The 21,413-nt window shown below is 40.1% G+C and carries 18 protein-coding genes and 5 tRNA genes; 19 read left to right on the top strand and 4 right to left on the bottom strand.

Annotated elements, in window-relative coordinates:
* Window positions 1-2: 2 nt before the first annotated feature.
* Window positions 3-1,811: a long-chain fatty acid--CoA ligase gene (locus M2135_RS02900; RefSeq protein ID WP_280747089.1), complete on the bottom strand. Its 1,809-nt coding sequence runs from the start codon at window positions 1,809-1,811 to the stop codon at window positions 3-5.
* Window positions 1,812-2,006: 195 nt separating this feature from the next.
* Between M2135_RS02900 and M2135_RS02895 the strand changes: the two genes are divergently transcribed.
* Window positions 2,007-2,333, top strand: a complete 327-nt coding sequence (locus tag M2135_RS02895) for a PadR family transcriptional regulator (protein WP_280747088.1) — start codon at window positions 2,007-2,009, stop codon at window positions 2,331-2,333.
* A gap of 13 nt (window positions 2,334-2,346) precedes the next feature.
* On the top strand, window positions 2,347-3,468 hold the full coding sequence (locus M2135_RS02890) for a PspC domain-containing protein (RefSeq protein ID WP_280747087.1): 1,122 nt from the start codon (window positions 2,347-2,349) through the stop codon (window positions 3,466-3,468).
* Between the two features lie 217 nt (window positions 3,469-3,685).
* Here M2135_RS02890 and M2135_RS02885 read toward each other — a convergent pair whose 3' ends face one another.
* From M2135_RS02885 to M2135_RS02875, 3 genes are all read right to left on the bottom strand, one after another.
* The gene (locus tag M2135_RS02885; protein WP_280747086.1) at window positions 3,686-4,081 is read right to left on the bottom strand and encodes an HIT family protein; all 396 of its coding nucleotides are present in this window, start codon (window positions 4,079-4,081) and stop codon (window positions 3,686-3,688) included.
* Between the two features lie 13 nt (window positions 4,082-4,094).
* The gene (greA, locus tag M2135_RS02880) at window positions 4,095-4,565 is read right to left on the bottom strand and encodes a transcription elongation factor GreA (RefSeq protein ID WP_280747085.1); all 471 of its coding nucleotides are present in this window, start codon (window positions 4,563-4,565) and stop codon (window positions 4,095-4,097) included.
* Between the two features lie 181 nt (window positions 4,566-4,746).
* Entirely contained in the window at window positions 4,747-5,901 is a 1,155-nt protein-coding gene (locus tag M2135_RS02875) for a TlpA disulfide reductase family protein (RefSeq protein ID WP_348537100.1), read from the bottom strand.
* A 1,256-nt stretch (window positions 5,902-7,157) separates the two neighbouring features.
* Here M2135_RS02875 and M2135_RS02870 point away from each other — a divergent pair.
* From M2135_RS02870 to rpoB, 17 genes are all read left to right on the top strand, one after another.
* Window positions 7,158-8,687, top strand: a complete 1,530-nt coding sequence (locus M2135_RS02870; protein ID WP_280747083.1) for a family 10 glycosylhydrolase — start codon at window positions 7,158-7,160, stop codon at window positions 8,685-8,687.
* A gap of 9 nt (window positions 8,688-8,696) precedes the next feature.
* Window positions 8,697-9,542, top strand: a complete 846-nt coding sequence (locus M2135_RS02865; RefSeq protein WP_280747082.1) for an AraC family transcriptional regulator — start codon at window positions 8,697-8,699, stop codon at window positions 9,540-9,542.
* A gap of 127 nt (window positions 9,543-9,669) precedes the next feature.
* Entirely contained in the window at window positions 9,670-10,830 is a 1,161-nt protein-coding gene (locus M2135_RS02860) for a clostripain-related cysteine peptidase (RefSeq protein ID WP_280747081.1), read from the top strand.
* Between the two features lie 151 nt (window positions 10,831-10,981).
* Window positions 10,982-11,173: a 30S ribosomal protein S21 gene (rpsU, locus tag M2135_RS02855; RefSeq protein ID WP_280747080.1), complete on the top strand. Its 192-nt coding sequence runs from the start codon at window positions 10,982-10,984 to the stop codon at window positions 11,171-11,173.
* An 86-nt stretch (window positions 11,174-11,259) separates the two neighbouring features.
* Window positions 11,260-12,459 (top strand): ribosome-associated translation inhibitor RaiA, encoded by a 1,200-nt coding sequence (gene raiA / locus M2135_RS02850; RefSeq protein ID WP_280747079.1) that lies wholly within the window; start codon window positions 11,260-11,262, stop codon window positions 12,457-12,459.
* A 97-nt stretch (window positions 12,460-12,556) separates the two neighbouring features.
* Window positions 12,557-12,630: transfer RNA gene (locus M2135_RS02845), tRNA-Thr, on the top strand.
* A 166-nt stretch (window positions 12,631-12,796) separates the two neighbouring features.
* Window positions 12,797-12,879, top strand: a tRNA-Tyr gene (locus M2135_RS02840).
* A gap of 99 nt (window positions 12,880-12,978) precedes the next feature.
* Window positions 12,979-13,051 (top strand) — tRNA-Gly (locus M2135_RS02835).
* 8 nt (window positions 13,052-13,059) lie between these two features.
* Window positions 13,060-13,131, top strand: a tRNA-Thr gene (locus M2135_RS02830).
* Window positions 13,132-13,187: 56 nt separating this feature from the next.
* Window positions 13,188-14,375 carry an elongation factor Tu gene (gene tuf / locus M2135_RS02825; RefSeq protein ID WP_280747078.1) on the top strand — a complete coding sequence of 396 codons (1,188 nt, stop codon included), beginning with the start codon at window positions 13,188-13,190 and terminating at the stop codon, window positions 14,373-14,375.
* A 43-nt stretch (window positions 14,376-14,418) separates the two neighbouring features.
* A tRNA-Trp gene (locus M2135_RS02820) sits at window positions 14,419-14,491 on the top strand.
* 230 nt (window positions 14,492-14,721) lie between these two features.
* Complete coding sequence (nusG, locus tag M2135_RS02815) at window positions 14,722-15,264, top strand: transcription termination/antitermination protein NusG (protein ID WP_280747077.1); 543 nt, start codon at window positions 14,722-14,724, stop codon at window positions 15,262-15,264.
* Window positions 15,265-15,329: 65 nt separating this feature from the next.
* Window positions 15,330-15,773, top strand: coding sequence for a 50S ribosomal protein L11 (rplK, locus tag M2135_RS02810; RefSeq protein WP_280747076.1), 444 nt, complete (start codon window positions 15,330-15,332; stop codon window positions 15,771-15,773).
* 14 nt (window positions 15,774-15,787) lie between these two features.
* Entirely contained in the window at window positions 15,788-16,486 is a 699-nt protein-coding gene (rplA, locus tag M2135_RS02805) for a 50S ribosomal protein L1 (RefSeq protein ID WP_280747075.1), read from the top strand.
* A gap of 15 nt (window positions 16,487-16,501) precedes the next feature.
* Window positions 16,502-17,026: a 50S ribosomal protein L10 gene (gene rplJ / locus M2135_RS02800; RefSeq protein ID WP_280747074.1), complete on the top strand. Its 525-nt coding sequence runs from the start codon at window positions 16,502-16,504 to the stop codon at window positions 17,024-17,026.
* A 47-nt stretch (window positions 17,027-17,073) separates the two neighbouring features.
* Window positions 17,074-17,454 (top strand): 50S ribosomal protein L7/L12, encoded by a 381-nt coding sequence (gene rplL / locus M2135_RS02795; protein WP_280747073.1) that lies wholly within the window; start codon window positions 17,074-17,076, stop codon window positions 17,452-17,454.
* A gap of 108 nt (window positions 17,455-17,562) precedes the next feature.
* Window positions 17,563-21,375 (top strand): DNA-directed RNA polymerase subunit beta, encoded by a 3,813-nt coding sequence (rpoB, locus tag M2135_RS02790; RefSeq protein ID WP_280747072.1) that lies wholly within the window; start codon window positions 17,563-17,565, stop codon window positions 21,373-21,375.
* The last annotated feature ends 38 nt before the right edge of the window (window positions 21,376-21,413 follow it).

Below are 21,413 nucleotides of genomic sequence, written 5' to 3'. Positions count from 1 at the left end.
CTTTATTCCTTATATATTTCACCTATTTGTTGCGCATATTTTTCAAGAATTTTAGGTCGGCGCAACTTCAGCGTATCCGTCAACTCGCCCCCTTCCATGGTAAAAGGTTGTGCAAGCAGGATAAAACGTTTGATCTTTTCATACGAGGCCAGATCGACCTGTTGCTCTTCCAGCCGCGATTCAATCAAACGGATAATTTCAGGTTTCTGAATCAGTTCTTCGTGATTCGTATAAGAAAGACCTTTCTGTTGTGCATACTCTTCCAGTAGCGGTAGATTGGGATAAATCAGTGCACCGACGAATTTTTGCTGATCACCGATAACAGCAACCTGTTCGATATATTTATCGTTCCCCACCAACATTTCAATGACCTGAGGAGCGATGTACTTTCCATTAGATGTTTTATACAGATCTTTTATCCGTTCGGTAAAATATAAGACATTCCCTTCCAATCGTCCGGCATCACCAGTCCGGAAGAAGCCGTCTTCGGTAAATGCCTTCTCATTTTCTTCCGGTTTGTTATAGTAGCCCGAGGTAATCGTTTTACCTTTAACCAGGATTTCATTGTTTGTTTCATCTATCCGTACCTGTACATCCGGCATGACTTCTCCAATAGAACCAATAATAAACCCTTTCATCGGACAGAAAGAGACGGTAGCAGTCGTTTCACTTAGTCCATAACCATAAACAATAGGGATGTTTACCGATTGTAAGAAGGTATTGACTTTATCCGAAAGCGGAGCACCTGCTGTAGGGAATAACCGGCCATTCTTTATTCCAAGTCTGTTTTTCAACGCAAGGAAGATTGTATTGTCGTAAAAATGAAATTTTAATTTTAATCCTAAAGGTGCTTTTTTCCCTTTGTTTTTATACTCCAGATTGTAACTATATCCGGTTTTTACGGCATCATGAGCCATTTTTCGCAGTAAGCCGGGAAACGATTCGATCTTTTCCTGTACACCGGCATAGACTTTTTCCCAGAAACGGGGAACGTTACACATCATAGAGGGTTGTATCTCCACAAGTGTTTGCTGAATCATTTTGGGATCCCGATTGATCGCAACCGTTGCTCCTTTATGCAGACAAAGATAGGTCCATGCCTTCTCAAAAATATGCGTCAACGGAAGGAAACACATAGAGGTTTCTTTGTCGGTAATAATCGGCAGACGAATATCATGGATACGCATCGTTTCCAGGAAGTTTGAATGATGAAGCACCACCCCTTTCGATTGTCCGGTCGTTCCGGATGTATAAATAATAGTGGCGATATCTTCAGGCGAGGCCTCTTTCATACGCACTTTGACCGTTGCTTCGACCACTGCATTGTCGCCTAAACGGAGAAAATCATCAAAATAAACAGACGTTTTATCCTCCGGATTCAGCCGGACTTTAGGATCAAAGATGACCAACCGTTTAAGTACTTTAGACTCTTTTTGGACAATAAATGCGTTATTATATTGTAATTGTTCACCAACGAACAATGTACTTATAGATGCATCATTTATAATATAATCGATTTGCGCCGGCGAACTGGTGGCATACATCGGAACGGCTACTGCCCTATTGGCAAAACAGGCGAAGTCGGTATATAAACATTGCGGGAGGTTCTGAGAATAGAGTCCGATATTATCCTGTTCCTTAATGCCAAACTCAGCCATCGCTTTAGCCGCCAACATGATTTGATCAGAAAAACACCGCCAGGAAATCTTTTGCCATTTTCCACTTTCATCATCCCTGTATTTAAGTGCGGTACGTGAACCATATTTATCCGCCTGATGATGGATTAGTTCTGCATAATGATAATAGACCATCTCTTTTAAATTTTGAATTCTTCCGCAAAAGTAAAATTTTCCGGGGTTCAACAGATGAAACAAGACGTTTTTTTACACAAATCATTCGAAAATGTGCAATATGACACCTTTTATGGTTAATAATCTCTAAAATACAGTAGCATGCATTGCATAGTACATAGGCATTACATATATTTGCTGCATAAAATTGAAACAATGAATGCAGAGAACGTAAAATCACAAATGAGAAAAGGAACATTAGAGTATTGTATCCTTTTACTTCTTCGGAAAGAGCCGGCTTACACCTCTGACATAATACAGAAGTTACAAGAAGCCAAACTGATTGTTGTCGAAGGAACATTATACCCCTTATTGACTCGTTTAAAAAACAGTGAGTTATTAAGCTATCAATGGATAGAATCCACTCAGGGACCACCACGAAAATATTATAGCCTGACCGAAAATGGTGAGCTTTTTCTAGGTGAATTAGAAGCTTCCTGGCAGGAGCTGAATAACACAATCAACCATCTCAAAAACAATTAAAATTCAATAAACGATGAAAAAAACACTTACCATAAATCTAGGTGGAACAGTCTTTCATATTGATGAAGACGCATACCAATTATTAGATAAATATCTGGCCAATCTGCGCATTCATTTCCGGAAAGAGGAAGGATCAGATGAAATCATGAACGACTTCGAGATGCGTATATCTGAGTTATTGAGCGAACGCGTTCGCTTGGGATATGAAGTGATTACCATAGAACAAGTGGAAGAAGTGATCAAACGAATGGGTCGACCGGAAGAGATTTTTGACAACGACCAGACAGATTATCAACAGGAAACCTATCAGGCAAGAACAGAAACCAAAGGAACAAGTAAACGCCTTTTCCGGAATCCAGATGATAAAATTCTGGGAGGTGTAGCCGGTGGTTTTGCAGCTTATACAGGCTGGGATCCGACAGCGATACGCCTGGCATTAATCCTATTGATGTGTTTTTGGGGATTGATTATCCCGATCTACTTTGTGCTTTGGTTGGTGATCCCACCGGCACGAACGGCCGCTGAGAAATTGCAGATGCGTGGCGAAAGTGTCACGATCGAAAACATAGGAAAAACAGTCACAGATGGGTTTGAACGGGTCTCAACGAACGTAAACGACTACGTCAATTCCGGGAAACCGCGCTCCATCTTGCAGAAAGTGGCCGATGCGTTTGTCACTATTTTTGCTGTAATCATCAAAGCACTTGCTATTTTGATCGGGATATTGGTTATTCCTCCGCTATTATTCGTCTTATTTATTTTATTCATCGTCTTGTTTGCCGTTATTATCGGCTTATTTGGTGGAGGCATTGGACTAATCGGTGGAGGCATAGGGATTTTATCCGAACTATTCCCCTTTGCTGATTGGAGTATGATTACCAGCTTCCCCGAAACAGCCCTTATTATTGCCGCCGTATCAATGATCCTTATGATTGGCATTCCTGTTGTTGTATCCATCTATATATTATGTATACGACTCTTCAAATGGAAACCGATATCGCAAGGCGCCAAATGGGCATTTACCATACTCTGGGTGATATCAATCCTTTTCTTTACATTCTTTGCCATAAAATACGGATTTCCGGTTTATAATATAGAGGGATGGCATTGGAATACCAATTTCCATCATATATAAGAGAGGTTCGCCTGTGATGATGATTGTACTTATAAATTGTGTGTAAAAAAAGAAGGCCGCTCTATCTCAGAGGGGCCTTTCTCCTAAGGTTAACAAATTTATGAGTAAAAACCACTAATGAATCAAATTCATTAATAATATCCTGTAAAAACCATATAACAGGATATCGGAGACAAATATAAGTAATGTTTTTAAGAATAAACAAATAAATCTAAATTTATTTGAATGCTCCACTTATTTTTTCTCCGATTGATTTTAATTCCTCCTGTGATAATGATAGTTTTCCTTTGTTGAAATAGATATCAGACTCCTTACTAATCGGAATCAGATGAATATGTGCATGGGGCACTTCCAGACCTATAACAGTCACCCCCACCCGGTTACAAGGAATCGCTTCTTTTATCGCCTTCGCCACCCGCTTGGCAAAGATCATCATCCGTCCCAGTTCATCATCCTCCACATCGAACAGATAATCAGTCTCCTTTTTAGGGACAACAAGTGTATGCCCTTTGGCTACAGGGTTTATATCCAAAAAAGCATAAAATTCATCATCCTCTGCGATCTTATAACTTGGTATTTCACCAGCAATAATACGACTAAAAACAGAAGCCATAATCTAAATATATTTAAATGGAGATATCCATAATTTCAAAACTCATCACTCCCGATGGCACTTTTATTTCCACCACGTCACCCACTTTTTTACCCATTAACCCTTGGGCAATAGGGGTACTGACAGCCAGTTTGCCTTCTTTCAGATTCGCTTCCGAGTCAGCGACAAGCGTATAAGACATGACCGCATTATTTTGTGTATTTTTTATCTTTACTTTATTCAGAATCTGAACTTCATCGGTTTGAATACGCGATTCATCAATCAAACGCGCATTGGCCATAAGTTCTTTCAATTGAGCCAATTTAGCCTCCATGATCCCTTGTGCCTCTTTTGCCGCGTCGTATTCAGCATTTTCAGATAAATCCCCCTTGTCTCTTGCTTCAGCAATCTGAGCGGAGATTTCCGGACGTTTTACGGTTTCAAGATAGTTTATTTCAGCCAATAATTTATTGTAACCCTCTTCTGTCATATAACTAACCGCCATAATCGAATCCTCCTTATTAGTTTAATATTTTTAATTTCTGGTTATGCAAATAAAAAAAGAATCCCGACCATTTTACTGGCCGGAACTCTTACTGTTCATTATTTTATGTCTACGCAAAAATAGGCTTTAAAACATTACAAAGCAAATTTTACAAAAATGCTTTATAACATACCATCTGTTTTTACAAGACTTTTTTTACTGCTGATTCAAGCAATCGGATGTCTTCAATTTTTTCGATCAAATTCCCTTTACGATCCAGAATAAAAATCGTGGGAAGTTGTTTGACATTATACAACGCTGCAATTTGCGAATAGACCGATTCCGGGTCACGCACACAAGTCCATGGCAGGTTGGAAGCTCTGTTTTGCCACAGGTGCAAATCACTATCCAAAGAGACCTGATAAATGGTCAATCCTTTGTTCTGATATTTCGTATACAACTCTCCTAATTCCAAATTGAGAGCCGACGACCATTCCGATTGAAATGCGGTAAAATTCACAATCACCGGTCTGTTTTTGGCCACAGACGACAACTTCACCTGTTCTCCCCGGATATTCGGTAAGTCGATCTCCAGGAATGAGATCTCATTCGCTTCTATTTCCAACTGACGCTCACGCTGTGCCCGAGTCACCCTTAACGATTGCAACGCTAAATTGTGCAGATGTTTTGAGCGGGGACTATCCGGATACCGGAAATCAAAACTGGTCGCTACCGCTCCATACGCTTTAGAGTCCTCTTTGTCGTAAAGATCAAAAAACAATAAACCGTCTATCTGCTGGAATAATGCAAAATAAGCAGCTGTGGACATTGGAGCAGCGTAAATATATTGCCGTGCCACCGCTTTATAGGCATCAACCACCCCATTAATCTCCCGACTATATGTAGAGTCTGCTATTTGATCATTTTCATGTTCCTTCCGCAACTTCTTTACGGCCTGATTCGCATCCAACTGAGCCAATGTAATGCTTTTAATAGCTTTGCTGTTTTCAGACCCCTCCACACTATACGAAGTCGCAAAAGTACCCGCATCAGCCACAAAAGAGACCGTTTCGGTCGAATCAATCGCAAAATTGATCAACTGATTATTCAGCCGCAACCTGTAAAAGTCGGGATAATCCGGACGCTGTTCTTTAAATTTAAATTTCCCTGAAGACGAAAGGCGTAAAGAGTCAAGTGTTGTAATAGAAGAGATCCCTACATTTTCCAGATAAATCAGTTGTCCATCTGCCCCGGAAACAGTTCCTTCCACCATGAATTCAGAAGCATTGCGGCATCCCGTAAGATGAAGCAAGAAAATGCAAAAAACAAAAAAAAGTTGCGAAGTAGTATGTTTCATTCCAATATAGGTGTTATTCGCTGCAAATATACATTATTTTACAATTGATGCATAATTCTACGTATTTAATTGTACGGAGAATAGAGACGCTTTTCCAACATATCTATGGTGTAAGCCGGTTTGATTCGTCATACATTGCGTTATGCCTCTGCGGAATTTTGTTTGATGGGCGTATTCTTCAAATGGAAGAAAATTTGAAGATGTAAACGTAGCGACCAGTACTATCTGGGCTCCTCTCCTGGCCAGGAGAGGGGTACCACCGCTTGCGGGGGTGGAGAGGTTGTGTTTTGGGTTAAACATCTATTGCCAACACACTAACAATACAATCAACCACTCAATCACCATACAACCACTCCACCGCTGCGGAGCAGCGGTCCCCCTCGCCTGTCCAGGCAAGGAGCAGAGAATGTCCACTTACTAATTTTGAAATCTTCAAACATTACACAATCTAAAGATCACACAAACTGTTCCCATCTTTCAATCTTACCCATTTGAAGATAAATCGTTCTATCAAATTCACATTAACTATACAATCCAAACGACAGGTTCACACGACGAATAAACTCTATCATTTTGCTGCAAAAAGCAAAATATTTGCGATATAAATAAACAAAAATGTTCCTTTTTCTAACTCACACTTTACCTTTTTTAAGTCAAACAGGTGCTTTTTTCTTGCTTTTTACCAAAATAATGCTGGTGTTTGCCTATTTCTTCTGCATCTCACACTGAATTTATCTTAATGATTTTTTTAATGATGCAGATAATTTTGAAAGAACATCTAAATAGTTCGACCCAATCATCAGCATCATTTTTTCAGGGTCGAAAAAGAGTGAAAAAACAGCGTTAAAATCGGCTCTTTTTTCTCCAGAACGACATTTTTTTCAGATCACAAAAAAAGGGGCTATAGAATATGAAATTCATAGCATCTTGCAAAAACAAACTTCAAATCCTTGCGATTTTTCCGAACAAACCCACGGCTTACTCCAAATAGACGAATCTCGAAGGGGGTCAATTGACAATATGTTAAAACTGACAGATTGTAACTCGCCCTTCTTTCCGCTATCTTGCCTGAGTCTTATAAGTTGAGTCCACACCACCTCAATGACCGATTCGGATTATTAAAAAAGCAGTACGGCCACTCCTTCTTTCATTTTTTTAGGGGAAATAAACGAATTTCTATGACCTATTTACTTTATTAATTAAGAGATTAACCCTATTTTTGCCAAAATATTACTGATTCACATTACTCGTTAACGATGTATATACCATATTTCCGTCATTTATTGACGGTATGTTTTTTGCTTACAATTATTTCATGCTCCTCCATTCGCAAAAACTCTTCAGCCTCGATTCAGAGGAACCCTAAAAGAGAGTTCAGGGGGGCATGGATACAAACGGTTCATCAGGAAGAGTATCAGCGAATGACTCCCGCTCAGATGAAAGCCGATTTTATCCGAAAACTGGACTTCCTTTCTGCATGCGGCATTAACGCGATCATCTTTCAGGTAAGACCGGAGGCCGATGCTTTCTACCAATCCAACATAGAACCCTGGAGTCGCTTCCTGACAGGCGAGCAAGGGAAAGCCCCTGAAGGTAATTTTGACCCGATGGCCTTTATGATTGCAGAATGCCATAAGCGATGCATGGAATTTCATGCTTGGCTGAATCCGTACCGGGTAAGTACTTCCGGAAACACAAAACTGGCAGATTCACATATTTATCATCGCTATCCACAACGTTTTGTCACCTATAACAATCAAATTTTATTTGACCCCGGATTGCCTGAGAATCGCCAATACATCTGCCGTATAGTCCGTGACATCGTCACACGCTACGAAGTGGACGCCATTCATATGGACGACTATTTCTACCCTTATCCGGCGGCAGGTGAGCCGTTTCCTGACGATGAGAGTTTTCGCCGGTACGGAAAACAACAAGGATATTCGGAATCACAACGCGGTGATTGGCGGAGAGAGAACGTGAACTTGTTAGTCAGTGAAATAAAACATACGATCCTGTTGGCCAAACCTTGGGTGCGCTTTGGCATAAGTCCTTTCGGTATTTATCGCAACAAGAAAAGTACACCGGATGGTTCTGGCAGCAATACAAACGGACTACAGAACTACGACGATCTGTATGCCGATGTTTTACATTGGGAAAAACAAGGATGGATAGACTATACCATTCCACAAATTTATTGGGAGATCGGACATCAGGCCGCCAATTACACCACCCTGGCCAAATGGTGGGCAAGAAATAATCGGGGCGGACATCTCTATATCGGGCAGGATGTCAGTCGGACAATGAAAGCGGATCAGTTAACGGATAAAATGTTTTATGAACGGACACTGCCCCATGTCAAAGGGAACTGCTTCTGGCCGGCGAATGAAATTTTGTGGAACAATAAAGGAGTTGCGGATAGTTTGAAGCGCCATTACCACCGTCATCCGGCACTTATACCGGCATACACGCATTTACATAAAAGATCCCCTGATGAGGTTGAAGTTTTATACGTGGAGAAAAGAAAAGAGGAGTACTTTTTAAGCTGGGGAACCGGACAGAATCGAACAAATCCGGAGTTTCCTTGTTATTTTGTTATCTACAAGTTTGCTCGTGGAGAAAAAATTAATTTAAACGACCCTTCAAAAATTATAGCGATAACCTCTGATAAACAGTACAAACTACCTTATGAAAAAGGTGAAAAAATCTATACCTACGTGGTCACGGCGGTGGATAGATTTCATAATGAGAGCAAGAAAGGGAAAAGAAAAAAAATAAAGTTGTAACTTTGCATTATGATCATAGACCAGAGATGTACGAAATACACTGATTGTGCTTCTTGTGAATTCTACCAGAAGCAGATATTCAAATATCGCTCTTATCCGAAGGGTATTATGATACCACAGGAACGATGTTTGCAAAATACGATGTATTTTCTTGTCAAAGGAGAGGTTAAAGTAAATAGTGAAGAGTATCCTGATACGATTTTTCATGAAGGGCAGTTCATCTTGCAACCGGTAGGGTCGCAGGTCGAATTTAAAGTGCTCGAACAATGCGAATGTATCATTTTCCTCTTCGAACGTATACAGAATGTCTGTAATGATCGTTTCACGAAAAGTACCAATATGGTTTCTGGCGGTCACCTGCGGCCGATCGTTTTGGACTGCTGTACACCCATGCGTTCTTTTTTAGAAAACATGAAACAATTTCTGGACAACGACCTGCGTTGCTCCATGTTTTTACAGGCCAAACAGACCGAATTACTTTATTTATTGAACTGTTATTACCCGATTAAGGATCTGGCCGCATTCCTCTCTACCATCTTCCGTTATAATAAAAGTTTTCAGTACTTTATTATGCAGAACTATCAGAAAGTTAAAGATGTGGAAGCCTTTGCACAATTGGGTGGATATAGTGTACCGACCTTCAGACGCCTCTTTAAAGAGACTTTTGACGAACCGGCTTATCAATGGATGCTAAAAAGGAAATGCGAGGACATTCAGAACGATTTATTGACGACAGAAATGTCTATTTCGGATATCAGTATCAAATTCGGCTTTGAGTCTTTGTCGAACTTCTCCCACTTCTGCCGGGCGAACTTCGGACAGTCGCCAAGAGCCATACGAACAGAAAGAGGTTAACTATGACTAACAGGTTCATCCTGTAAACTAACCCATCTACTCAACAGGAGATGATACTATTTATCGCTCCAAAGAACTAAAAAATACAATTCTCACTAAAACACAACCGTTTATATTTTAAATAATTATGAAAATAAAAAATTGGATATATTTCATCTTGTTTGTTTTAATTTTCTCTTCGTGTATCCGAGACAACGATGATGACATTATAATCAAAGAGAATGGACGTACTGTACTGGTCTATATGGTAAAGAGCGACCTGGACTACAACGGCCATTTAACAAACAACATCAACCAAATGATGGCCGCCGTAGAGGCACAAGGATTGAACGATGGACATCTGCTTATTTTCTCTTCAGAAAACGAAAACAGAGCTACTCTTTTTGAAATAAAAAAAGCAAAAGACGGGAAAGCCATAAAAGATACAATCGAAGTATATAGTGGAAAAAGCGGCGTGGATCCCGAGACTTTAACTCTGGCTGCCAACCGAGTATTTAAACTCTACCCCTCAGAACAGAAAGGACTGTTTTTCTCAAGCCATGGCACCTCGTGGCTACCGACTGGTTATGTCAATATGCTTCGTGCTTTCGGCGAAGAGAATAAACGCCAGATGGAAATCAACGAATTAAGAAACGCATTGGACAATAGCGGAAACTTCTTTGACTATATTATATTTGATGCCTGTAGTATGGGTGGGATAGAGTGTGTATACGAATTGAGAAACAATGCCGATTATATCATCTCCTCCCCTTCTGAAATTCTGGCACCTGGCTTCCCGTATGACAAGATCATGCCATTGTGTTTTAAAACAAACGTAGACCCCTCGCAGATCGCATGGACATTCTATGAGCACTACAAGACAGAATACAACAGCGGAAAAAGTCCTTATGCAAATATCTCTGTTGTAAAAACAAGCGAGTTGGAGAATCTGGCAAGCGCGACAAAAGCCATTCTGGAAACAGTAGAAGAAACGATGATCTACGATTTACCTTATCAGGACATTCAGGTCTTATCCTATTTGTCCCGCGCTCCGGAACTGTACGACATCAAAGATGCTATAACACATTTGACACAGGAACAAGAGTTGTTGGAGCCATTCAATGTAGCTTTAGCGAATACCGTCGTAAGCAGCTATACGACCGACAGATCTTATTCAGCTTCAAGCGGATCGTTTGATATTACCACTTTCTCCGGCCTTTCCATATATACTTTCAGGGAACAACACCCACAGTTAAATCAGTGGTATAAGGACAACTTGTCCTGGTACCGGACGATTTACGGAGAGTGATCATTCGGTATCGAGCGGTCTTCGTTGCGGGTTTTACGCGTTAATTTGAGAAAAATAACCAGAAAGTTTTGGTAATAAAGAAACAATCCGTAATTTTGCTGCCCATTTTAAGAGCATAAAAATAACTAAATAAAATAGATACAATTACATTATGATCGTAGTACCATTAAAAGAAGGCGAAAATATAGAAAAAGCGCTGAAGAAATTCAAAAGAAAGTTTGAGAAAACAGGTGTTGTGAAAGAACTGAGAAGCCGTCAGGCGTTTATCAAACCTTCTGTCACTAAAAGAAAACAAAATATGCGCGCTGTCTACGTGCAACAATTGCAGCAGATAGAAGAGTAAATTCCACATGGAATTTGTCTTATAAGATTTTGTTTTATTAGATACTTATTAGTATATTCGTTGCATAATCAAAGGTTTTGTGACGAATGAAGTTGATTGATGAATTTTTAGATTATCTTCGGTATGAGAGGAATTATTCCAATTATACGATAACTGCTTACTCGAAAGACCTGAATCAGTTTGAAGAATATGTAAAAATTCATCATGATCATTTATTTGACCCTACGTTAATCGATGCAGATATTGTCAGGAACTGGATTGTTTATTTACTGAACGACCACATCACTGCGGTTTCGGTAAACAGGAAATTAAGTTCTTTGAAATCTTTTTTTAAATATCTCGTCAAACGCGAAACGATCGCTGTCAATCCAATGCGATTGATCGCCGGACCAAAAACCAAAAAACCTTTACCTTATTTTATAAAGGAAAACGAACTCGATCTTTTATTGGATGAAGGCGAATTCGAAAATGACTTTGAAGGGGTTCGGGATCATTTGATTTTGGAATTACTGTACGACACAGGCATTCGACGCTCGGAATTGGCCGGACTAAAAAACGAAGACCTGGATATGGAGGCCATGCAGTTGAAAGTGACCGGCAAACGCAACAAACAACGAATCATTCCTTTCGCAGAACGGTTAAAAAACCTGCTTGAAACGTACATAGAGGTCAGAAATCGCGAGATAGGAAAAACGGAAGAGTGGTTGTTGGTGCGCAAAAGCGGTAAACAATTGCTTCCCCAGAATGTTTATTTAATAGTCAAAAGAAGATTGGCAGATATCCCCGCATTAGCAAAAAGGGGACCGCATGTATTAAGGCATTCGTTCGCCACAAGCATGCTGAATAACGGTGCAGAGTTGAATGCCGTAAAAGAACTACTCGGTCACAGCAGTTTGGCTTCAACCAGTATTTATACGCATACAACCTTTGAAGAATTAAAAAAAGTGTATCATGCTCATCCTCGAGCAAAAAAAAAGGAGGTCATTATGGAAATTAGAATTCAAGCAATTCATTTCGATGCTTCAGAACAGCTGGAAGCGTTTATTCAGAAAAAAGTTTCAAAGTTGGAAAAATTCTACGATGAAATTATGTCGGCAGAAGTAACACTAAAAGTTGTGAAGCCGGAAGCGGCAAATAATAAGCAAGCGGGGATTATGTTGAAAATTAAAAGTGGCGATTGTTTTGCAGAGAAAGTGAATGATACTTTTGAAGCATCTGTAGACGAATGTATACTCGCATTGGAAAAGCAATTGGCCAAATACAAAGAAAAATCAAAAGCAAAATAAAAAAAGAAGAAAAGATATTTGGTATCTAAGAAATAATACCTAAATTTGCAGCCGTTTCGCCTCTTTGACGAGACGGTTTCATTTTGTAAAAGTAATTGCCTCTTTAGCTCAGTTGGCCAGAGCACGTGATTTGTAATCTCGGGGTCGTTGGTTCGAATCCGACAAGAGGCTCAAAATGCGTAAAGCGCACTGATTGACAATTGATCGTTGACAATTGACAATTAAAGAACAAAGATACTCAACGAATTGTTGATAGCGGTCGACATTTATTCCAGAAATACTGATACAAACTATTAATTGCCAATGATGCATTGTCAATTGTCAATTAAAAAAACAGGGGTAGTTTCCAGAGTGGCCAAATGGGGCTGACTGTAACTCAGCTGTCTTTCGACTTCGGTGGTTCGAATCCATCACTACCCACATGAGCGAGCAGGCTCGCTCAAATTGACAATGAAAAATGGACAATGAAATGTTTTCATTTCATTTTATAATTGTCAACTGTCAATTGTCAATTAAACTGCGGAAGTAGCTCAGTTGATAGAGCATTAGCCTTCCAAGCTGAGGGTCGCGGGTTTGAGTCCCGTCTTCCGCTCTGTTTATGCCTGTGTAGCTCAGCGGTAGAGCACTTCCTTGGTAAGGAAGAGGTCCCGAGTTCAAGTCTCGGCACCGGCTCATTTTTTTTTAGAATTAGAAACATGATCATTAATCAAATAAAGAACAATTAAGTTATGGCAAAAGAAAAATTTGACAGATCGAAACCGCACGTAAATATCGGTACGATTGGTCACGTAGACCATGGTAAAACGACTTTGACAGCTGCTATTACGACAGTATTGGCAAAGAGAGGTCTTTCAGAATTGCGTTCATTCGATTCTATCGACAACGCTCCTGAAGAAAAAGAAAGAGGTATCACTATCAACACTTCTCACGTAGAGTATCAGACTGCAAATCGTCACTATGCTCACGTTGACTGTCCGGGTCACGCCGACTATGTGAAAAACATGGTTACTGGTGCTGCTCAGATGGACGGAGCTATCATCGTAGTTGCTGCTACCGATGGTCCTATGCCTCAAACTCGTGAGCACATCCTTTTGGCTCGTCAGGTAAACGTTCCGAAATTGGTTGTTTTCATGAACAAATGCGACTCTGTTGATGACGAAGAGATGCTGGAACTTGTTGAAATGGAAATGAGAGAACTTCTTTCATTCTATAACTTCGACGGTGACAACACTCCGGTTATCCGTGGATCTGCTTTAGGTGGATTGAACGGTGACGCACAATGGGAAGATAAAATCATGGAATTGATGGAAGCATGTGATACATGGATCCCACTTCCTCCACGTGAAGTTGACAAACCTTTCTTGATGCCAGTTGAAGACGTGTTCTCTATCACTGGTCGTGGTACTGTTGCTACAGGTCGTATCGAAACAGGTATCATCAAAACAAGTGAAGAAGTTGCTATTATCGGTTTAGGAGCAGAAAACATGAAATCTGTTGTAACAGGTGTTGAAATGTTCCGTAAGATTTTGGACGAAGGCCAAGCTGGTGATAACGTAGGTTTATTACTTCGTGGTATCGACAAAAACGAAATCAAACGTGGTATGGTTATCACTCACCCAGGAAAAGTAAAACCTCACTCAAGAGTTAAAGCTGAGGTGTATATCCTGAAGAAAGAAGAAGGTGGCCGTCACACTCCATTCCATAACAAATATCGTCCTCAGTTCTATATCCGTACATTGGACGTAACAGGTGAGATTACTCTTCCTGAAGGAACTGAAATGGTAATGCCAGGTGACAACGTATCTATTACTGTAGAATTGATCTACCCTGTAGCTTGTAGCGAAGGTTTGCGTTTCGCGATCCGTGAAGGTGGACGTACAGTAGGTGCTGGTCAGATTACTGAATTATTAGACTAATACAATAAGTCTCCTATAGCCGATCGGGAGGTCGGCTATATTTACGGAAGTAGCTCAGTTGGTAGAGCACTGGTCTCCAAAACCAGGTGTCGGGAGTTCGAGCCTCTCCTTCCGTGCAAAAAATCTATAGATTCGATGAAGAAAATAATAAGTTATATTAAAGAATCTTATAACGAACTTGTTTATAAAGTTTCTTGGCCTACACGAAAAGAGCTCTCCAATAGTGCTGTGGTTGTCATGTTTGCTTCCCTAATAATTGCAGCATTAATTTTCGTGATTGACTTGGGTTTTGAGGGAGTCATGCGATTTATTTACGAGAAAATCTTTTAATCAGTAATTCAGTAATATGTCTGATATCCAGAGAAAGTTTTATGTTCTCCGAGCCATTAGTGGTAAAGAAAACAAAGTACGGGAATATCTTGAAGCTGAATTGAAAAATACTGATTTAGGTGAGTATGTATCGCAGGTCTTGATTCCGACTGAGAAAACTTTTACTATTCGTAACGGGAAAAAAGTCATGAAAGAACGTGCCTATTTACCTGGTTATGTTTTGGTAGAAGCTGCATTGGTTGGAGAGGTTGCCCATCGATTGAGAAATATTCCCAATGTGATAGGGTTCCTTGGCGGATCTGAAACCCCCATTCCACTACGTCCGGCAGAAGTGAGCCGTATCTTAGGTACGGTAGATGAATTGCAGGAACAACAAGATGATTTGGATATCCAATTCTATGTTGGCGAAACCGTTAAGGTGACTTATGGGCCATTTAATGGTTTTAGTGGTGTGATAGAAGAAGTCAATGCTGAGAAAAAGAAACTCAAAGTGATGGTAAAAATCTTCGGACGTAAAACCCCGCTTGAGTTAGGCTATATGCAAGTTGAGAAGGAATAAGAGGCTTGTTACGAAGCCGGTGTATTTCTTCTGTTTTTATGTTATATATCTAAATTTTTAGAAAAATGGCTAAAGAAATTGCTGGACAAATAAAATTGCAGATCAAAGGAGGAGCCGCAAACCCTTCTCCCCCTGTAGGCCCTGCTCTGGGTTCTAAGGGTATTAATATTATGGAGTTTTGCAAGCAATTTAATGCCAGAACTCAGGACAAGGCTGGTAAAGTATTACCTGTGGTAATTACCTACTACGCTGATAAATCTTTTGACTTTATTGTTAAAACACCTCCGGTAGCTATCCAGTTGATGGAAGTTGCTAAATTAAAAGGTGGTTCTGCTGAGCCTAACCGTAAGAAGTTGGCTGAAATAACCTGGGAACAGGTGAAAACAATTGCAGAAGACAAGTTAGTCGACCTGAATTGCTTTACAGTAGAATCGGCAATGAAAATGGTTGCCGGTACTGCCAGAAGTATGGGTATTACTGTTAAAGGAAGTTTTCCGGGTAACAATTAAAAAAATCAATTGAGATGAGTAAACTTACAAAAAATCAAAAATTGGCTTTAAGCAAGATTGAACCGGGAAAAGTTTATACACTGAAAGAAGCTTCTGCTTTGGTAAAAGAGATTACCACTTCAAAGTTTGATGCTTCTGTGGATATAGACGTCCGTTTAGGGGTAGATCCTCGTAAAGCCAACCAAATGGTAAGAGGCGTTGTCTCTTTGCCACATGGAACAGGTAAACAGATCAGAGTTCTCGCATTATGTTCGCCGGATAAGGAAGCAGAGGCTAAAGAAGCCGGTGCAGACTATGTCGGATTGGATGAGTATATCGATAAGATCAAAGGCGGTTGGACCGATATTGACGTGATTATCACTATGCCTTCTATCATGGGTAAGATCGGTGCTTTAGGTCGTGTATTAGGCCCTCGTGGTTTGATGCCTAACCCTAAAAGCGGTACGGTTACCAATGAAGTGGGAAATGCGGTAAGAGATGTCAAACAAGGTAAGATCGACTTTAAGGTTGATAAAACAGGTATTGTTCATACGTCAATAGGAAAAGTATCTTTCAACCCTGATCAAATCCGTGATAACGCCAAAGAATTTGTTTCAACATTGAACAAGTTGAAACCGACTGCGGCTAAAGGTACATACATAAAGAGCATTTATCTTTCAAGTACAATGAGTCTGGGTATTAAGATTGATCCAAAATCAATTGAAGAAAACTAAAAAACGAATTGAACAATGAGAAAGGAAGATAAAAGCAAAGTTATAGAGCAATTAACTGCTACTTTAAAAGAGTATCCTAATTTCTATTTGACTGATATCGAAGCATTAGATGCAGAGAAAACAAGTCAGTTGAGAAGGGTATGTTTTAAACAAGAAGTTAAACTGGTCGTAGTAAAGAATACTTTACTTAAGAAAGCCTTAGAGAATATAGAGGGAGATTTTTCTCAACTTGACAGTTCGCTAAAAGGCAATACTGCTGTTATGTTTGCACAAGTGGCAAATGTTCCGGCTCGTCTGATTAAAGATTTTACGAAAGAGACAAAAGGTGAAGGTAAACCACAATTAAAGGCAGCCTATGTACAGGAAAGCTTCTATATCGGTGCCGAAAACCTGAGCGCTTTAGTAAATATGAAGAGCAAAAACGAACTTATTGCAGATGTTATGGCTCTGTTGGAGTCTCCTGCAAAAAATGTTATTTCTGCTTTGAAATCAGGAGGACAAACACTTTCTGGCGTATTGAAAACGCTCGAAGAAAGATAATCAATTATTTATTATTTAGTTAAAACAAACATTTAAATCATACAAAAATGGCAGATTTGAAAGCTTTTGCTGAACAATTAGTAAACTTGACTGTAAAAGAAGTTAGCGAACTGGCTACTATCCTTAAAGAAGAGTATGGTATTGAACCTGCTGCTGCAGCTGTTGCTGTTGCAGGTCCTGCTGCTGGAGGTGGTGCCGCAGCTGCTGAAGAAGAAAAATCATCTTTTGATGTTATCTTGAAAGCACCGGGTGCGAACAAGTTGGCTATCGTTAAATTAGTAAAAGAATTAACAGGTCTTGGCTTGAAAGAAGCTAAAGATATCGTTGACGGTGCACCTAGCCCGATCAAGGAAGGTTTAGCTAAGACTGAAGCTGAAGGATTGAAAAAGAGCTTAGAAGAAGCAGGCGCTGAAGTTGAGCTTAAATAGTCTTTATATCCTGGTTATCAGGAAGCTTGGTTAGGGGTCTCTATCGAAAAAGAGACTCTTAACCTTTTTGTGTCTATAATTTCAATAAGTTCAATAAATTTCTACTAAATGTCTTCAACAATTAAAAACCAAAGAGTTAATTTCGCTTCGATAAAGAATTCCCTACCTTATCCGGACTTTCTCGAAGTTCAATTGAAGTCATTCCAAGACTTTCTCCAACTGGATACGGCTCCTGAAAAAAGGAAAAAAGAAGGTTTGTATAAAGTATTTGCTGAAAATTTCCCGATAGCAGATACACGCAATAATTTTGTTTTAGAGTTTTTAGACTATTATATCGATCCTCCGCGTTATACTATCGACGAATGTATTGCACGTGGATTGACGTATAGTGTCCCGTTAAAAGCCAAACTAAAACTCTATTGTACGGATCCTGATCATGAAGATTTTGACACAGTAGTACAGGATGTATACCTGGGTCCTATCCCCTATATGACGGAGAAAGGTACTTTTGTCATTAACGGAGCCGAACGTGTTGTTGTTTCACAGCTGCACCGTTCACCAGGGGTGTTCTTCGGACAGAGTACACACGCCAACGGAACAAAACTCTATTCAGCTCGTATCATTCCTTTTAAAGGGTCATGGATTGAATTTGCAACAGATATCAATAACGTGATGTATGCGTATATTGATCGCAAAAAGAAATTACCGGTTACAACACTGTTAAGAGCAATTGGTTATGAGAGTGATAAAGACATTCTCGAAATCTTTGACCTGGCAGAAGAGGTCAAAGTAACCAAAACAAATCTGAAGAAATTTATTGGACGTAAACTGGCTGCCCGCGTATTGAAATCGTGGGTGGAAGATTTTGTGGATGAAGATACCGGTGAAGTGGTATCCATCGAACGAAATGATGTTGTTATAGACCGTGAATCCATATTGGATCAAGATAATGTTGAAGCGATTTTAGAATCGGGAACACAAAATATTTTATTACATCGGGAAAATCAGAATCTTTCAGACTATGCGATTATCTATAATACGCTACAGAAAGATCCAAGTAACTCTGAAAAAGAAGCTGTACTATACATTTACAGACAATTAAGAAATGCAGAACCAGCCGATGAAGCAAGTGCACGTGAAGTGATCACTAATCTGTTTTTCTCAGAGAAACGTTATGATTTAGGAGAAGTAGGACGTTATCGAATTAATAAAAAACTAAGTCTTACGACCAGCGAAGAGATCAAAGTCTTAACCAAAGAAGATATTATTGAAATCATCAAATACCTGATTGAACTTATTAATTCAAAGGCTATCGTTGATGATATCGACCACTTAAGTAACCGTCGTGTCCGTACCGTCGGTGAACAATTATACAATCAGTTTGGTATTGGATTGGCACGTATGTCACGTACCGTTCGTGAACGAATGAATGTGCGCGACAATGAGGTCTTTACACCAATTGATTTGATTAATGCTAAAACAATCTCATCCGTTGTCAATTCATTCTTCGGAACAAATGCCTTATCCCAGTTTATGGATCAGACAAATCCATTGGCTGAGATTACCAATAAAAGACGTTTGTCGGCTTTAGGCCCTGGAGGATTATCCAGAGAACGTGCGGGATTTGAAGTGCGTGACGTACACTATACACATTATGGACGTTTATGTCCGATTGAAACACCGGAAGGACCAAATATCGGTTTGATCTCTTCTCTATGCGTGTACGCCAAGATTAATGAATTAGGATTTATTGCTACTCCATACCGTAAGGTAGAAAACGGGAAAGTTGATTTTTCTGAAGAAGGATTAACCTATTATACTGCAGAAGAGGAAGAAGAACTGATCATCGCACAGGGAAATGCGCCATTAGATGATAATGGACGCTTTATTCGTGATAAAGTAAAATCACGTTTTGAAGCAGATTTTCCTGTTGTCACTCCTAATGAAGTGAACTTGATGGACGTCTCTCCTACGCAGATTGCATCTATTGCCGCTTCATTGATTCCATTCCTGGAACATGACGATGCCAACCGTGCGTTGATGGGATCTAACATGATGCGCCAGGCAGTACCACTGTTGAGAACAGATTCTCCGATTGTCGGAACAGGTATTGAGGAACAGGTGGCACGTGATTCTCGTACACAGATTATGGCCGAAAGATCCGGAGAAGTCGTGTATGTAGATGCAACAACGATAAAAGTAAAATATGACCGGACGGAAGATGAAGATTTTGTCAGCTTCGAAGATTCGGTTAAAACATATGATATACCTAAATGGCGTAAAACAAACCAAAGCACGACGGTCGACTTACGTCCGATATGTGTTGTCGGACAAAAAGTTGAAGCCGGAGATATTCTGACTGAAGGCTATTCGACACAAGCCGGAGAATTAGCTTTGGGACGCAATGTAAAGGTAGCCTATATGCCTTGGAAAGGGTATAATTATGAAGATGCGATAGTGCTAAACGAACGCCTTGTTCGTGAAGATGTCTTCACCTCTATCCATGTAGATGAATATATCCTCGAAGTACGTGAAACCAAACGAGGTATGGAAGAATTAACATCGGATATACCAAACGTAAGTGAAGATGCGACAAGAGATCTGGATGAAAGAGGTATTGTTCGTATAGGTGCCCGTATAGAACCCGGAGATATTCTAATTGGTAAAATCACTCCAAAAGGAGAATCCGATCCTTCACCGGAAGAGAAGTTATTACGTGCTATCTTTGGAGATAAAGCAGGAGATGTAAAAGATGCTTCATTGAAAGCGACTCCTTCTTTACATGGTGTTGTTATTGATACCAGCCTGTTCTCAAAAGCGGTAAAAAAACGTAAATCCAGATTGACGGATAAAGCGATTCTTCCCAAGTTAGATGAAGAATACGAACAAAAGATAGCAGACCTGAAAAGCCTGTTGGTAGATAAACTATTGGTTTTAACCAACGGAAAAGTCTCTCAGGGCGTAAAAGATTATATGAATACCGAGGTCATTGCTAAAGGGGCGAAGTTTACCCGCAAATCATTGGACGACTTGGACTACAACTCAGTACAGGTAAGCAAATGGACCGCAGATGATCAAAAGAACGAATTGATCAAACTGGTTATTCTTAATTATCTTAAGAAATATAAAGAGTTGGATGCCGAATTAAGGCGTAAGAAGTTTGATCTGACCATCGGCGACGAACTACCTACCGGTATTGTTCAGATGGCCAAAGTATATATTGCTAAGAAACGTAAGATTCAGGTTGGTGATAAAATGGCAGGACGACATGGAAATAAAGGTATTGTATCAAAAATCGTTCGCGAAGAAGATATGCCTTTCTTGGAAGATGGAACACCTGTCGACATTTGTTTGAATCCCCTCGGAGTACCTTCTCGTATGAATCTAGGTCAGATTTTTGAGGCTGTACTGGGTTGGGCCGGCAAAACATTAGATGTCAAGTTTGCTACCCCTATTTTCGATGGAGCCTCTTTGGAAGATCTCGATGCCTGGACAGATAAAGCTGGAATACCACGTTACGGTAAGACTTATCTGTATGACGGAGGTACCGGTGAACGTTTTGACCAACCGGCAACAGTAGGAGTCACTTACTTCCTGAAACTGGGTCACATGGTCGACGATAAGATGCATGCCCGTTCCATTGGTCCATATTCGTTGATTACACAACAACCATTGGGAGGTAAAGCACAATTTGGTGGCCAACGTTTTGGAGAAATGGAAGTCTGGGCGCTTGAAGCATTCGGTGCCGCTCATATTCTTCAGGAGATACTGACAATCAAGTCTGATGACGTGACAGGACGTTCGAAAGCTTATGAAGCAATTGTAAAAGGTGAACCGATGCCACAACCGGGCATCCCCGAATCACTCAATGTATTGTTACACGAACTCCGCGGCCTAGGCTTGAGTTTCACTCTGGACTAAGTATATTAGTAGAAAGTTGATCGTTGAAATACATTTTC

The organism is Parabacteroides sp. PF5-9 (assembly GCF_029893105.1).
Classification (GTDB): domain Bacteria; phylum Bacteroidota; class Bacteroidia; order Bacteroidales; family Tannerellaceae; genus JARXWG01.
Note: the sequence above shows the minus strand (reverse complement) of the source record. Positions and strands in the feature narration are given on the sequence as shown.